This window comes from Streptomyces sp. NPDC050548, assembly GCF_044457385.1.
GTDB lineage: Bacteria > Actinomycetota > Actinomycetes > Streptomycetales > Streptomycetaceae > Streptomyces.
Genome location: NZ_JBITGV010000004.1, coordinates 436,787 through 451,771, shown reverse-complemented (window position 1 = coordinate 451,771; position 14,985 = coordinate 436,787). Strand labels below are relative to the sequence as shown.

The window sequence follows — 14,985 nt, the reverse complement described above, 5'->3', positions numbered from 1 at the left end:
GCCACACAGGACGTGTGTGCCCCGGCCACCACACCACCGGACCCGCGCGCCCCGGACCCGGCCTCACCGAACCCGCGCGCCTCGGGCACCGCTCCAACGGACCCGCGCACCTCGGGCACCGCCCCACCGAATCCGCGTGCCTCGGGCACCGCCCCACCGGGCCTGTGTCCCTCGGGCGTGGGTCTGCCGGATCTGCATGTCTCGGGCACGGCCACACAGGACGTGTGTGCCCCGGCCACCACACCACCGGACCCGCGCGCCCCGGACCCGGCCTCACCGAACCCGCGCGCCTCGGGCACCGCTCCACCGGACCCGCGCACCTCGGGCAGCGCTCCACCGGGCCTGTGTCCCTCGGGCGCGGCTCCGCCGGACCCGGGCGCCCCGGACCCGGCTGCACCGGACGTGCGTGCCCCGGCCACCGCTCCACCAGACCCACGCGCCCCGGCCACCGCTCCACCAGACCCGCCCGGCGCCTCGGGCACGCCTCCACCAGACCCGGCTCCGCCCGTCATGGCCGTAGCACCGCTACGCCGTAGCGGCCGAGGACGAGTTCGTCCTCGACGGTCGTGCCGGTGAGCAAGTCGGCGTGTGTGCCGGGGACTTGTACGGTCACCGGTTCGCGTCCGTGGTTGAGCAGGAACAGCAGCTCGCCGCGGCGTACGGCCTCGACGCCCGCCGGAAGGCCTTCGAGTACCGGGCGGACGCCCGCCTCGGCGGCGACCCGGGCGAGCAGGGCGCGGAGCGCGTACGGCTCGGGGAGTGTGGAGACGTACCAGGCGCTGCCCTTGCGCAGCACGGCCGGCAGGCCGTCCAACTCCCCGCCCTTGTAAGGGATCGCCTCGTCGGCGGCGCCGTCCTCGGGCTCGATCTCCTCCGACCAGAGCGTCCCGCGGAAGCCCTCGCACTCGACGGTCTCCCCCGGGTCCAGCGGCCACCACTCGTGCAGGGTGCGGATGCCGAAGAGGCCGCGGAGGCGGGCGTCCATGCCGCCGGGACGGACGCGGTCGTCCTCGTCGGCGATGCCGGTGAGGAAGCCGCAGACGAGGGTGCCGCCGCCGCGGACGTAGGCGAGGAGGTTGTCGATCGCGGTGTCGGTAAGGAGGTAGAGCTGCGGGACGACGACCAACTCGTAGGCGGACAGGTCGTGTTCGGGGTGGGCGAAGTCGGTGGTGAGGTGGGACTCCCAGAGGGCGCGGTGCCAGGCGCGGACGACCTCGGGGTGGTCGACCTCGGTGGAGAGTCGGCCGTCCTGGGTACCGGCCCACCAGGCGTGCCAGTCGTGCAGGATCGCGATGTCAGAGGTGATGTGAGTGTCCGTCACCTCGGAGCCGATGCGGACGAGTTCGGCGCCGAGCTGCTTGACCTCCTGGAAGGTACGGCCCCGCTCCCCCGCGTGACTGAGCATCCCGGAGTGGAACTTCTCGGCGCCCTGCCGGGATTGGCGCCACTGGAAGTAGCAGACGGCGTCGGCGCCACGGGCCACGGCCTGGAGGGACCAGAGGCGGTTGAGGCCGCGCGGCTTCGGGTGGTTCACCCCGCGCCAGTTGACCGGTCCGGCCGCCTGTTCCATGAGCATCCAGGGGCCGCGCGCCTGGGAGCGGGTCAAGTCCTGGATCAGGGCGGCACTTTGGGCGCCAAGCGGATCACGCGGATCGGGATAGAGGTCGACCGAGACGACGTCCTCCTCCTCGGCCCAACGCCAGGCGTCCTGGCCGACCCACAGCGGCATGAAGTTGGTGGTGACCGGGATGTGCGGGGTGTGCCGGCGGACGATGTCGCGCTCGGCGGTGTAGCACTCCAGCAGCATGTCTGAGGTGAAGCGCCGGAAGTCGAGCACATGGGTGGGGTTGTTGAGGTAGTGGGCGTGGCGCGGGGGCAGGACGCCGTCCCAGGTGTCGTAACCCTGGCTCCAGAATGCCGTGCCCCAGGCCGAGTTGAGGGCGTCGAGCGTGCCGTACCGCGCGCGCAGCCAGCGGCGGAAGGCGACGGCGGCCTCGTCGCCGTAGTCGAAGGTGCAGTACTCGTTGTTGATGTGCCACATCGTGAGGGCGGGGTGGCCGGCGTAACGGGCGGCCAGGGCCTCGGTGATGGCGGCGGCGTGGTGGCGGTAGACGGCGCTGGAGTGGGAGAAGTGCTGGCGTCCGCCCCACCATTCGATACGGCCGTCGGCATCCCGGGGCAGGGTCTCCGGGTGGAGGCGGCCGAGCCACGGCGGCGGGGACGAGGTGGGCGTGGCGAGCACGACCCCGATCCCGTTGTCGTGCATCAGATCCATCAGCCGGTCCAGCCAGCCGAACTCCCTTGCCCCCGGCTCGGGTTCGAGCTTGGCCCAGGAGAAGACTCCGAGGGTGACGGAGTTGACGCCGGCCTCCTTCATCAACCGGACGTCGTCCTGCCAGGTCTCCTCGGGCCACTGTTCGGGGTTGTAGTCGCCGCCGAAGAGGACGCGGCCACGGGTGGCGTCACCGAGCTGAGGCATCAGATCCGCTCCCCGTACTGGATGCCGCGCCCGTTGGTGGCGAGGTATACGCGGCCGTACACGCGCGGGTCACCGACGATGCACTGCCCGGTCCAACCCCACTGGTGCTGGTCGTCGTTGATCCGCACCCAGGTCTTGGCCTCGTCGTCGGAGCGGTAGACGGCGGTGATGGCCTCGGTGGAGCCGACCTGGTAGATCGCCGGGTAGTCGGCGCCGGGGGCGGGTCTGCCGAAGCCGAGGGTGTAGGAGGCCCAGCAGCTGGCGACCTTGCTGAAGCTCGCGCCACCGTCGACGGACCGGTAGAGACCGTTCCACTTCACGCTCAGCCACAGGTCACCGGACCTGCCGGGGGCCGCGACCAGCTGGAACTGGCTGTCCCCGGCGGGCAGTCCGCCCGCACGCGCAGTGAACGAGAGGCCACTGTCAGTGCTGGCGTATAGCGTTCCTGTGTCGGTGTCGTATGCGTAGAAGAGCGTCGGGTCGGCCGGGTCGGCGACCGGCGTGGCGCCCTTCGGGAAGGAGGAGATCTCGGTCCAGGTCGCGCCGTTGTCCGCCGAGCGGTGAGCCGGGTACTTCGTGCCGTCCCAGTGCACGAAGGACCACAGCAGCGTACCGCCGTCGGCGCCGGCGGCGATCGGCCCCGGTGCGTCGTGGGCGATGGAGGGCTGGGCAGCGAAGGGCGCCCAGGTCCGGCCGCCGTCGCCCGAGTGGGCACCGTTGCCGTTGTCGCCCCAGCCCGTGCGGACGACATACGCCGGCCTGCCCGCGGCCTGCGCGATCCCCGTCGCCGACCCGAACACGGGGTTCGTCGCCATGCCGCGCGATGGAGACGCCGTGAGCCGCTCGTGGTACATCACGCCGATGTCCCGCGAGGCGCTGATCAGGTGTGCCTCCCCGACCGGGGGCGAGATCAGCTGGATCACGGACGTCTCCTCCAGGCCACGGATCCGCGGTGCCCAGTGCGTGAGGTCGCGGGTGCCGTAGAGCGTGGCGCCGGTGCCGTAGACGACGTGCTTCGAGTCGTACGGGTCGACGGCGACGGCCTGGATCCACCAGCCGAACTTCGGCTGGTCAGCACCCCACTTGAGGAAAGGAGTCTCGGACACGTCGAAGACAGCGGAGTCCTTGAGGGACGTCCAGGTGAGGCCACCGTCGGTGGTCCGGTACAGGGTGTCGACGGCCGCCCAGCGGTTGTTGGTGGAGACGACGACTGTCCCCGCACGACGGGCGTCGACGGCGACCCCGCCGTAGCCGAAGGTGTCGCTGCCGCCGGGCTGGACGGGGGTGACGTCCGCCCAGCGCCCGGTGGCGGGCGCGAGCCTGTGCACACTGCCTGCGGACTGCCCGTTGGGCCCGGCGGCGTCGGCGTACGTCACGTACAGCTCGCGGGCGCGGGCGTCGTACGCGGCACGGATCGGGACCTTGGCGGAGGTGCCGGTGGGCTGCCCGGGGACGGCCTCCCACTTGCTGCCGTCCGTGGTGCGGTAGAGGTTGACGGCGGTCGCGCTCCCGTCGCCGTCACCCCACCCTGCGTAGACGGCACGACCGACGGCGACGAGGAAGGTCACGCCCTGGCCACTCTGACTGACGGTCGCCGGGAAGCCGGTCACGGCCGCCCAAGTGGCGCCCCGGTCGGCCGACTTGAGCAGTCCGTCGTGCCGAGTGCCGAGCCACAGGGTGTCACTGTCACGCGGGTCGACGAGCAGCCGCTCCCCGGCCCCGCGCCCGTCCTCGTTGCCACCGAGCTTCACGGCGAGGTCGGTACGGGTCCAGGTGGCACCGCGGTCCTCGGAGCGCAGGATCGCTCCGTTGCTCGCCCAGGACTGGGCGTAGGTGCCGACGGCGAGGTACAGCCGATTCGGATGCGCCGGATCGACGGCGAGGGCTTCCACCCCGAGGAGATTCCAGTCGTCCCAGCCGAGTTGATCGGTGAGGGGGATCCAGCGGGCGGTCCGGTCGTCCCAGCGGTAGGCGCCACCGATGTCGGTACGGGCGTAGGCGAGGCCGCGCACGGAGGGGTGGAAGAGAACACCGGTGACGAAGCCGGTGCCGCCGATGGCGGCGTTGCGCCAGCGGTAGGAAGGGGTGGCTGCCGCTGCGTGCGCCGTGGTGGTGACGCCCGGCACGGTGGTGAGCGCGGCGGCTGCCGCGGTCCCGGCAAGAACGGCCCGGCGGCTCAGTCGGGACGCAAGCATGCACATACCTCGCTGTATGAGATGGGGTGAGGAGACTTGCTTTTGAGGGGCGCGGGGAACTGCGCGACCAGCCCCCACCCACCCGCAGCCAAAACACAACCGATTCAGCCCTTGACCGCTCCCGTCAACATCCCCTTCTTGAAATGCCGCTGCACAAACGGCGACAGCACAGCCACCGGCAACAAAGCCATCACCATGACCGCCATCTGCACAGCCAGCCCCGACAACTCCCCCGTCTTGATCGCCTGGCCCAGGCCCACCGGCGCCTCCTGCTTCTGCACCAGCTGGATCATGACGTTCTGCAGCGGCATCATGTCCTGGTCGTTGAGATACAGAGACGCGTTGAACCAGGCGCTCCAATAACCCACGGCGTAGAACAGCGTGATGACGGCCAGCACCGCACGCGACAAGGGCATGACGACCTGCCAGAGAATCCGGAAGTCACTGGCGCCGTCGATCCGTGCGCTGTCGACGAGTTCCTGCGGAATACCCATGAAGAACCCGCGCAGCACAAGGATGTTGAAGACACTCAGCGCACTCGGCAGGATCAACGCCAGATAGCTGTCGGTCAGGCCCAGCGACTGCACCAGCAGGTACGTCGGGATGAGCCCGGCGCTGAAGAACATCGTGGCGAGCAGCAGCATCAGGATCCACCGGTGCCCGAGCGAGCCGATACGCGAGAGGCCGTAGGCACACAGCACGGAAACCGTCATCGAGAACGCCGTGCCGACGACCGTGATGAGGATGCTGATGACCGCCGCGCGAGTGACCTGGCCGCCGCTGAGGAGTTCCTTGTACGCGACGAAGGTGATGCCCTTGGGCACCATGACCAGGCCGCCCGCCTGGTCGATGGTCTTGCGGGAGGAGAGGCTGGTGACGAGGACGATCCAGAGCGGGAAGAGGATGCCGAGGCAGGCGAGGGTGAGGACGAGTCCTTTGCCGGCGAGCCCGGCCTTGCTCGGTTCCTCCTCCCAGGTCGGGCGGGGCGGCGCGGCCCAACGGCCCGGCTGTCGTACGGACTTGGCGGGCTCGACAGGTTTGTCGATGACGGCGGTCATTTCTTGTACACCCCCTGCTCACCCATGAGGTGGGCCACTTTGTTCGCGGCGAGGACCAGGCCGAGGCTGATCACGCCCTTGACGAGTCCGGCTGCCGCCGCGTAGCCGAAGTCCTGGTTGCGGACGCCGTTCCACCAGACGAAGGTGTCGAGGACCTCCGCCGCTCCCGGTCCCACGGCGTCGCGCTGGAGCAGGATCTGTTCGAAGCCGACGGTCAGCGCATCGCCCACGCGGAGCACCAGCAGCAGCGCGATGACCGGGCGAAGCGCGGGCAGCGTGACGTGCCACATGCGGCGCCAGCGGCCGGCGCCGTCCATCGCGGCGGCCTCGTAGAGGTCGGGACTGACCGAGGACAGCGCGGCGAGGAAGACGATGATCCCCCAGCCCGCGTCCTTCCACACGCTCTGCGCGGTGACCAGGAACTTGAACGTGTCGGGGTCGGTCATCACGTCGAGGCCGTCGAAGCCGTGCTGCCGCAGCAGTTGCGAGAACAGCCCTGCTCCGCCCAGGAGTTGCTGGAAGACGGCGATGACCAGCACCCAGGAGAAGAAGTGCGGGAGGTAGAGGATGGCCTGGGAGAGCGCCCGGACCCGGGGCCTGACCACGCTGTTGATGAGCAGCGCGAGCAGGATCGGGATCGGGAAGAACAGGATCAGCTGGAGGAAGAACAGGACGAGTGTGTTCTGTACGGCGCTCCAGAACGCGGAGTCCGCGAAGATCTGCTGGAAGTTCTCCAGGCCGACCCAGGGGCTGTGCAGCATCGAGACGATGCCGTTGTCACTGGCGTAGGGGTCGTAGTCCTCGAAGGCGACGATGTTGCCCAGGATCGGCAGGTAGTTGAAGACCAGGATGAGCAGGACGGCCGGCATGGTCATCAGGAGCAGGACGCGGTCACGTCTGAACCTGAGGCGCCAACTCAGCTTTCCCTTGGGGCGGTTGGGCCGGGTGCCGGTGGCGCCGCCGGACGCCACCGGGGACTTGCCCGTCGTGTCGGCCTCGGTCCTGCTCCGAGGCACCGTGCTGTGGGACACGGCCGTTCTCCTTGCCTCGGTACCGGGTCAGCTCGTCGCGGTGCCGTTGTCGTCGAGCAACTTCTGGTACCAGGCACGGAGTTGGTCGCCACCCTTGCTCTTCCAGTCCGACACGGCCTGCTGCATGTCGCTGATCTTCTTGCGGCCGCGGGTGATGTCGTCCTCCAGCTGCTCGAAGTCGTTGCCGAGGTTGGTGTAGCGGGAGGGTTCGGTGATCATCTGCCCGTAGAAGCTGGACTTCTTGGTGAACGCGCCCATCCGCTGCTGCCATTCGACCTGTGCCTTGGCGACCTCGGGGAAGTCGGGGTGGGCGATGGTGGCGGCGGGGCTGGCGACCATGACGTAGGCGTTGATGACCTCGTTGTTGCCCTGGTCGGTCTTGGTGGGCACACCGTTCTTGACGGTGTAATGGGTGCCCTCCACGCCGTAGTTGGTGAGCATGTACTCCTTGGTGCCGTATGGCGCGGCGGTGACGTTGGCGACGGCCAGCGCGTCGCGGATCACGGACTCGGAGGCCTTCTTGCTGATGAAGGCGAAGATTCCGGCGGGCTGTTCGGCCCAGAGGTTCGGGTTGCCGCCGTCGTGGCCGAAGATGTCCATGCCCCAGATCTTGTAGGCCGGGTTCTGGGTGGCCTGTTCGGCGGTGCGGCTCCACCACTGCGAGATGTTGTTGGCGTAGATGAGGAACTCGCCGGCCGCGAACTTGGGGCCCGGGTCGGTGGCCGCGCTCTTGCCCAACTTGGCGTCGGGGTGGACGTATCCGGCGGCGAAGAGCTTGCGGGTCCACTCCAGTGCTTCGAGGTACTCGGGGGTCTCGATGCGGTTGATCAGCTTGCCGTCGACGAGGTTCCAGCCGAGCGGCTTCTCGCTGCCCGAGAGCACGCCGAACGCCTGGAAGGCGGTCCACTTCATGTCGAGGCAGGCCCACCGCTTGGCCTTGGCGTTGGTGATCTCCTTGCACAGCGCCATGAACTCGTCGGCGGAGGTGGGGATTTCGTACCCCTCCTTGTCGAAGATGTCCTTGCGGTACAGGGGCACGATGCCGGTGACGTACGGGGACGGCTGGGGCAGGCCGCGCAACTTGCCGCCGAAGACGGAGCGTTGCCAGGCGTCCGTCGGGATCGCCGCGAGGTTCGGGTACTCCTTGATCGCGTCCCCGGAGAGGTAGGGGCCGAGGTCGGCGAACTTGTTGATGATGGCGCTGGGTATCTTGCCGCCCATGTTCCAGCCCGGGATGACCACGACATCGGGGATGTCGCTGGAGGCGAGAACCGCGCCGAGCTTCTGGTCGTAGGTGTTGCCGTCCTGGTTCTGCCAGGCCACGTCGACGCCGATCAGCGCGTTCATCGCCTTGTAGTAGGCGTTGTCGCTCTTCGGCGGGGAGCCCCAGAACGGCGACATGATGGAGACCTTGCCGCCCTTGCCGAGCTTCTTGGGCACCGAGGTCTTCAGGGTCGCGAGGTCGAGCTTGCTGGTGAAGCCGAGCGCGGAACCGTTCTTCGCCGGGATGTCCGGGGTCACCACGTTGTTCGCGACGAAGGCCGGCAGCACCTTCTTGACACCCTTGCCCTGCGAACTCCCCCCGCCCGAGCCGCTGTCCGAGGCGCCGCAGGCGGAGAGCAGCGGTACCCCTCCCGCCACCGCTGCGGCGACGACCGCCGTGGAGGCGAGGAAACTTCTCCGGCTGGGAGCGGAGGCGGCGGAGGCGTTCGGCGTCATTGCGTCAACCCTTCATGGCGCACCAGGACACCCGGCGGTGGAGCCGTCGGCTGCGGTGTCTTGAGTGGAACAGAGCACTTAGTCGAAGCGCTTCGATGTTGCTGCGAGGTTAAGTGAACGCCCTTGGGTGCACAAGGGTCGCTTCCAAGATTCCTCCGAGGTGTGCGGGGTGACCTGTCCGTATGTGCTGCTTGAAATAACGGTGAAGGTCTCTTGACACCCGCTCCGCATCGAATCAGCATCGAAGCGCTTCGAAAGAGCCGCGCCGCTCCATCGCAAGGGGAACCCCACGTGACCGCACAAACGCCGCCTACGCCGCCTTTCCGCGACCCGCAGCTGCCGTTCGCGAAGCGCATCGACGATCTGCTGGCACGGCTGTCCCCCGACGAGAAGATCGGATTTCTGCACCAGTACGCGCCCGCCGTGGAGCGCCTGGGCGTCGCCGCGTTCCGCACCGGCCAGGAGGCCCTGCACGGGGTGGCCTGGATGGGCCCGGCGACGGTCTTCCCGCAGGCGGTGGGCCTGGGCGCGACCTGGAACGAGGACCTCGTACGCCGGGTCGGCGACGCGGTGTCCAAGGAGGTCCGCGCGATGCGCGCCCGCGACGACCGCGTCGGCCTCAACGTGTGGGCCCCCACGGTGAACCTGCTGCGCCACCCGCTCTGGGGCCGCAATGAGGAGGGCTACTCGGAGGACCCGAAGCTGACCTCGGCGATCGCCACCTCGTACACGCGCGGCCTGCGCGGCGACCACCCGACGTACTGGCGCACGGCCCCCGTTCTCAAGCACTGGCTGGCCCACAACAACGAGACCGGCCGCGACGTCACGTCGTCCTCCGTCCGCCCGCGCGTGCTGCACGAGTACGACCTGCGCGCGTTCCGCGAGACGGTCGAGGCGGGCGCGGTGGCCGGGGTGATGCCCGCGTACAACCTGGTCAACGGCCGCCCCAACCACGTCTCGCCGTATCTGCGCGAGCAGTTGCGCACCTGGACCGACGAGGACCTCCTGGTCTGCTCGGACGCGGGCGCGCCCTCCAACCTGGTCGACTCCGAGCACTACTTCGACACCCACGAGGAGGCCACGGCGGCCTCGCTGCTCGCCGGCGTGGACAGCTTCACCGACCACGGCACGGACAGCTCGACGATTGTGGCGCGGATCCAAGGCGCCCTGGATCAGGGCCTGTTGACGGAGGCGGACCTCGACGCGGCGGTGCGCCGACAGCTCTCCGTCCGGTTCCGGCTCGGCGAGTTCGACCCGGCGCACGACCCGCACACCGGCACCGAGGACTTCGACACCCCGGCGCACCGGGCCCTCGCCCAGGAGGCCGCCGAACAAGCGGTCGTCCTCCTCAAGAACGCCGACGACCTGCTGCCCCTCGCCCACGACACCCGCCTCGCCGTGGTCGGACTGCTCGCCGACGAGTGCAAACTCGACTGGTACAGCGGCACGTTGATCCACCGCTCCACCCCGCTGGAGGGCCTGTACGAGCGGTTCGGCGCCGAGCGCGTCGAGTTCGCGGAGGGCGTGGACCGGGTCCGGCTGAAAACCTCCCAAGGCGCCTACCTTCACGTCCCGTTGGCGGACGTGCCCGACGAAGTGCGTGGCGCCGAGGGCGCATTGGACCCGGCCCTCCTCGCGGGCCGCACCGACCTCCCCCCGCTCACCACCGACGCCACCGGCACCGAACTCGCGCTCGTCGACTGGGGCGGGGGCGTCCTCACCCTCCGCGCCCCGGACGGCCGTTACCTCTCGGTCGCCGAGGACGGCTACGTGCGCGCCTCCGCCGACCAGCCCGGCGGCTGGGTCGTCCAGGAGACATTCCGCCTGGAACCCCACGAGAACGGTCACCTCCTGCTGCACATCGGTACGGGTCGCCACGTCTCTGTCGCCGCCGACGGCGTGAAGGTTGCCGAAGAAGGCGCGGAAGTTTTCGAATTGCTGATCGTCGAGCGCGGCGAGGACGCGGTGGCCCGGGTCGCCGAGGCGGCCGACGTGGTGCTCGTCGTCGCCGGCAACGACCCGCACATCAACGGCCGCGAGACCGAGGACCGTACGACGCTCGAACTCCCGCCCCAGCAGCAGCGCTTGCTGCGCGCGGCCCGCACCGCGAACCCGAACACGGTCCTGGCCCTGGTCTCGGCGTACCCGTACACGGTCGACCCCTCCGACCTCCCCGGCCTCCCCGCGATCCTGTGGACCGCCCACGGCGGCCAGGCGGCGGGCACCGCCCTGGCCCGCGTCCTCGCCGGCGACGTCTCCCCCGCCGGCCGCCTCCCCCAGACCTGGTACGCCGACGACACCGACCTGCCCGACCTCCTCGACTACGACGTGATCGGCGGCCGCCAGACCTACCTCTACTTCGAGGGCACGCCCCTGTTCCCCTTCGGCCACGGCCTGTCGTACGCGTCCTTCTCCTACGGCGACCTGAGCGCCCGGGCCGAACTCGGCGCGGTGCACGTGTCGTTCACGGTCACCAACACCGGGGACGTGACGGCCGACGAGGTCGCGCAGCTGTACACCCGCGCCGCCGACCCGTCGGTCCCGCGCCCGCGCCGCGAACTGGCCGCACACCGGCGCGTGACCCTCGCCCCGGGCGAGACGGCGGACCTCGCCTTCGAACTCCCGCTGTCCGCCTTCGAGTTCTGGGACGTGGCCCGGGGCGACCACCGCCTCGAACCGGGTCCCTACGACCTCCTCGTCGGCGCCTCCAGCGAGGACATCCGCGTGCGTGCGACGGTGACGCTCGCCGGCGAGCCCGCGGCGCCCCGCGCCGTCCTCCAACACGGCCTGGCCGCCGCCGACTTCGACGAGCAGTCGGGCGGTGAGATCGTCGACCGGACGAAGACGGCGGGCGACGCGGTGACACCGGCGGGCGGCGGCACGGCTCAACTGACCTACCGGAACTGCGACTTCGGCGCCGGGGTCACGGAGGTGACCGTGGAGGTGGCGGGCGAGGGGACCGTAGAACTGTCCCTGGACGGCGGCCCGACACTCGCCCGACTCGCCCTGCCCGCACCCACATCCGGGCCGTACGACTACACCACTCTCGGCGCCGGGATCGTCGTCGAGGGCGTGCACGACGTGCACATCAGGCTGCGCGGCCCATTGCGGCTCGCGCGCGTCGGCTTCTCCGGCTGAGGGTCCGGAAGCAGGCCGACGGAAAATAGGGGCCCGGCACCGGAAGGCATCGGTGCCGGGCCCCTACAGGGAGACTATATGAAAATGGTTACCGTTTACTAGAGTTGGTTCGCTAGAGCGCGAGCCCGGTCAGCACCAGCACCCGCTCGTAGGTGTAGTCGTCCATCGCGAACTTCACGCCCTCGCGGCCGACACCCGACTGCTTGGCACCGCCGTAGGGCATCTGGTCGGCGCGGTAGGACGGGACGTCGCCGATCACGACACCGCCGACCTCAAGGGCTCGGTGGGCGCGGAACGCCACCTGCACGTCGTGGGTGAACACCCCTGCCTGGAGGCCGTACTTGGAGTCGTTGGCGGCGGCGAAGGCGGCGGCCTCGCCGTCCACCTTCGTCACCGTCAGGACCGGCCCGAAGACCTCCTCGCAGGAGATCGTCACGTCGGCCGGTACGTCCGTGAGCACGGTCGGCGCGTACGAGGCGCCGTCGCGCTTGCCGCCCGTGAGGAGAGTGGCGCCGGCGTCGACGGCCTCCTGGACCCATGACTCGACGCGCTGCGCGGCGGCCTCGCTGACCAGCGGGCCGACGTCGGTCTTGGCGTCGGAGGGGTCACCGGTGACCTGGGCTTCCACCGCCGCGACGATGCGCGGGAGCAGCCGGTCGTAGACGGAGGCGTCCACGATGACCCGCTGCACGGAGATGCAGGACTGGCCGCCCTGGTAGTTGGAGAAGGTCGCGATACGGGTCGCGGCCCAGTCGAGGTCGGCGTCGGAGGAGTAGTCTCCGAGGACCACGGCCGCGCCGTTGCCGCCCAGTTCCAGGGTGCAGTGCTTGCGCGGCACCGAGTCCATGATCGCGTAGCCGACCTTCTCCGAACCGGTGAAGGAGATCACCGGCAGCCGCTCGTCCTGGACGAGGGCGGGCATGTGGTCGTTGGCGACCGGCAGGATGCTCCAGGCGCCGGCGGGCAGTTCGGACTCGGCGAGCAGGTCGCCGATGATCAGGCCGGAGAGCGGGGTGGCCGGGGCCGGCTTGAGGATGATCGGCACGCCGGCCGCGATCGCGGGGGCGATCTTGTGGGCGCACAGGTTCAGCGGGAAGTTGAAGGGCGCGATGCCGAGGACGACGCCCTTCGGGAAGCGCCGGGTGAGGGCGAGCCGGCCCTGGCCGCCGGCGTCGGTGTCGAGGCGCTGGGCCTCGCCGCCGTTGAAGCGCCGGGCCTCCTCGGCGGCGAACCGGAACACGGACACGGCCCGGCCGACCTCGCCGCGCGCCCACTTGATCGGCTTGCCGTTCTCGGCGGAGATCAGCTGCGCGATCTCCTCCGTGCGCTCGGCCAGCCGCCGGCTGACGTGGTCGAGGGCGGCGGCGCGGACGTGGGCGGGGGTCGCGGCGAACTCGTCCCGTACGGCGTACGCGGCGGCCACCGCCTCCTCGACCTGGGCGTCGGTCGGCACGCTGACCTTGCCGACGAGGCGTCCGTCCCACGGGGAGGTGACGTCGAAGGTGTCCTCGCCCGTGGCCTGACGGCCGGCGAGCCAGAAGGCGTGGGTGGAAGTCATGTCCCGGCCCTTCCGCGTTGGGGGTGGTCTTGGGGCTTCTCCGTCAACCGTAGGTGCGGGGAGGCCGCGGTGCGTTTAGCCGAGTCGTAGTGGTACCGGACGGGAACACTACAGTTCGGCAGGGCCCGCCCGTCACTCCGCGGCGGCCGTCGCCTTCAGCGCGAGCCACAGCTCCATGCGCACGTCCGGATCGTCCAGCGACCGCCCGAGGATCTCCTCGACCCGCCGCATCCGGTACCGAAGGGTGTGCCGGTGCACCCCGAGGTCGGCCGCCGCCGCGTCCCACTGGCCGTGCCGGGACAGCCACGCCCGCAGCGAGGCGACCAGGTCCCCGCGCCCGGTCGCGTCGTGCTCGGAGAGCGGCCGCAGCAGCCCGTCCGCGAAGGCCCGTACCGCGTCGTCCGCGAGCAACGGCAGCACCGACCCGGCGGCCAGCTGCTCATGCTCGACGAACACCCGCCCGCGCCGCCGGGCCACCGACAGCGCCTGCTCGGCCTGCTTGTAGGCGGCAGCGGCGGCGATGGGCCCGGCCGGTGCGGAGAGCCCGACGACCGGTTCGTCGTCCTCGCCGCCGCCCTGCTCCCGTACGTCGGCGGACGCGCGCTCGGCCTCCAGCGCCGCCGCGTACTCACGGCAGGCGTCGACGGCCGCGCCACCGTCGACGGCGAGCACGACGAGCCGCTCCGCCTCTTGTGGCCCTTCGGGTACGACGAGCACGGCCTCCCCGGAGCGGGCCGCCGCCGACTCCATGACCTCGGCGAGCCCGCCCAGCGGATCGCGGTCCGCACCGGTGCCCTCCCCCACGATCACCCGGAACGGCGCGTCGAGGAGCCCCCCGAACAGCTCCCCGGCGACCGCCCGCGCGTGGTCCGGCTGCCCGGCGAGCAGCATCCGCAGCACCGCCGCGCCGATCCGCTGCTCGGCGGCCTGGAGGGACCGTGAGCGTTCGGTGGTGAGGGTCAGGAGCGCGATCGCCGAGTGGACGGCGTACCGTTCCGCCGTCCCGAGCGCAGCGGCGGTGCCCACCGCGAGGGCGGCCTTCGGCCGTCGTCCGGTGCCGAGGGAGTGCAGTTCGACGCGGTCCTCGTTGTCCGGGCCGCCCACCACGGAGGACGCGGGCGCGGGGCGATCCCGCAGCCGTTCCACGTCCGCCGTGAGCCGGGCGGCCCGGCGGCCGGCCCACTCCGGTGCGGTGGCGACGACGGCGCCGGACGTGTCGTAGAGCGCGGCCCACCCGTCGACCTGCGCGGCGAGCACGGTGAGCAGCCCTTGCGGACCGTCGGCGAGCGCCTGCCTGGTCAGCTCGCGCTGCGCGGCGAACCCTGCCGTGACGGCCCGGTACTGGTCGGCGGCGATGGCGGCGGAGACGGCCTTGCTGATCGCGATGAACGGGGTCCGCCGGGGCACTTCGAGCAGCGGCAGCCCCTCCTCCGCCGCGGTGTCGACCAGCGCCTTCGGGATCTCGTCGTAGTTGACCCCGACGGCGAACCCGAGCCCCACGACCCCCGCCCCCACCAGCCGCCTCACATACCGCCGCATGGCCTTGGGGTCCTCCGCGTCCAGCTTCAACGCGGTGATCAGCAGCAGTTCCCCGCCCTCCATGTACGGCACCGGGTCGGCCAGCTCGCTGACATGGGCCCAGCGCACGGGCACGTCCAGGCGGTCCTCGCCGGCGCGCACGGTGAGTTTGAGCGCGGAGTGGTGGACGAGCGAGGCGAGCGTGGGGGGCATGGGGCCTTCAGGTAGTGCGGCAGGCGGACGGAGGAGGGGCGGTCACGGCGGTCTTTTGGCCGCCGCGTATGAACGG

The 14,985-nt window shown here is 70.6% G+C and carries 8 protein-coding genes; 1 reads left to right on the top strand and 7 read right to left on the bottom strand.

Annotation, left to right across the window (positions count from 1 at the left end):
- Nucleotides 1–508: 508 nt before the first annotated feature.
- From ACIBJH_RS15265 to ACIBJH_RS15245, 5 genes are all read right to left on the bottom strand, one after another.
- Nucleotides 509–2,479: a beta-galactosidase gene (locus tag ACIBJH_RS15265; protein ID WP_399117296.1), complete on the bottom strand. Its 1,971-nt coding sequence runs from the start codon at nt 2,477–2,479 to the stop codon at nt 509–511.
- Nucleotides 2,479–4,674, bottom strand: coding sequence for a 1,4-beta-glucanase (locus ACIBJH_RS15260; protein WP_399117295.1), 2,196 nt, complete (start codon nt 4,672–4,674; stop codon nt 2,479–2,481). The genes ACIBJH_RS15265 and ACIBJH_RS15260 overlap by 1 nt, the downstream gene beginning before the upstream one ends.
- Before the next feature lie 104 nt (nt 4,675–4,778).
- A complete protein-coding gene (locus tag ACIBJH_RS15255; protein ID WP_399117294.1) occupies nt 4,779–5,732 on the bottom strand; it encodes a carbohydrate ABC transporter permease in 954 nt (317 codons plus the stop codon).
- Complete coding sequence (locus ACIBJH_RS15250) at nt 5,729–6,763, bottom strand: ABC transporter permease (protein ID WP_399117293.1); 1,035 nt, start codon at nt 6,761–6,763, stop codon at nt 5,729–5,731. Before ACIBJH_RS15250 ends, ACIBJH_RS15255 begins: the two co-directional genes overlap by 4 nt.
- A gap of 27 nt (nt 6,764–6,790) precedes the next feature.
- Complete coding sequence (locus ACIBJH_RS15245; protein ID WP_399117292.1) at nt 6,791–8,482, bottom strand: extracellular solute-binding protein; 1,692 nt, start codon at nt 8,480–8,482, stop codon at nt 6,791–6,793.
- Nucleotides 8,483–8,773: 291 nt separating this feature from the next.
- On the opposite strand from ACIBJH_RS15245, the gene ACIBJH_RS15240 reads away from it, so the two are divergent.
- Entirely contained in the window at nt 8,774–11,620 is a 2,847-nt protein-coding gene (locus ACIBJH_RS15240; RefSeq protein ID WP_399117291.1) for a glycoside hydrolase family 3 C-terminal domain-containing protein, read from the top strand.
- A 112-nt stretch (nt 11,621–11,732) separates the two neighbouring features.
- On the opposite strand, the gene ACIBJH_RS15235 is transcribed toward ACIBJH_RS15240, so the two are convergent.
- Together ACIBJH_RS15235 and ACIBJH_RS15230 are read right to left on the bottom strand one after the other, a co-directional pair.
- Entirely contained in the window at nt 11,733–13,178 is a 1,446-nt protein-coding gene (locus tag ACIBJH_RS15235) for an aldehyde dehydrogenase family protein (RefSeq protein WP_399117290.1), read from the bottom strand.
- Between the two features lie 132 nt (nt 13,179–13,310).
- Nucleotides 13,311–14,909 (bottom strand): PucR family transcriptional regulator, encoded by a 1,599-nt coding sequence (locus tag ACIBJH_RS15230; RefSeq protein WP_399117289.1) that lies wholly within the window; start codon nt 14,907–14,909, stop codon nt 13,311–13,313.
- Nucleotides 14,910–14,985 lie beyond the last annotated feature (76 nt).

What these genes read in the sequence shown, in the direction of transcription:
- ACIBJH_RS15230 (WP_399117289.1), bottom strand. Translation starts at nt 14,909, where the DNA reads ATGCCCCCCACGCTCGCCTCGCTCGTCCACCACTCCGCGCTCAAACTC.
- ACIBJH_RS15235 (WP_399117290.1), bottom strand. Translation starts at nt 13,178, where the DNA reads ATGACTTCCACCCACGCCTTCTGGCTCGCCGGCCGTCAGGCCACGGGC.
- ACIBJH_RS15265 (WP_399117296.1), bottom strand. Translation starts at nt 2,479, where the DNA reads ATGCCTCAGCTCGGTGACGCCACCCGTGGCCGCGTCCTCTTCGGCGGC.
- ACIBJH_RS15255 (WP_399117294.1), bottom strand. Translation starts at nt 5,732, where the DNA reads ATGACCGCCGTCATCGACAAACCTGTCGAGCCCGCCAAGTCCGTACGA.
- ACIBJH_RS15260 (WP_399117295.1), bottom strand. Translation starts at nt 4,674, where the DNA reads ATGCTTGCGTCCCGACTGAGCCGCCGGGCCGTTCTTGCCGGGACCGCG.
- ACIBJH_RS15245 (WP_399117292.1), bottom strand. Translation starts at nt 8,482, where the DNA reads ATGACGCCGAACGCCTCCGCCGCCTCCGCTCCCAGCCGGAGAAGTTTC.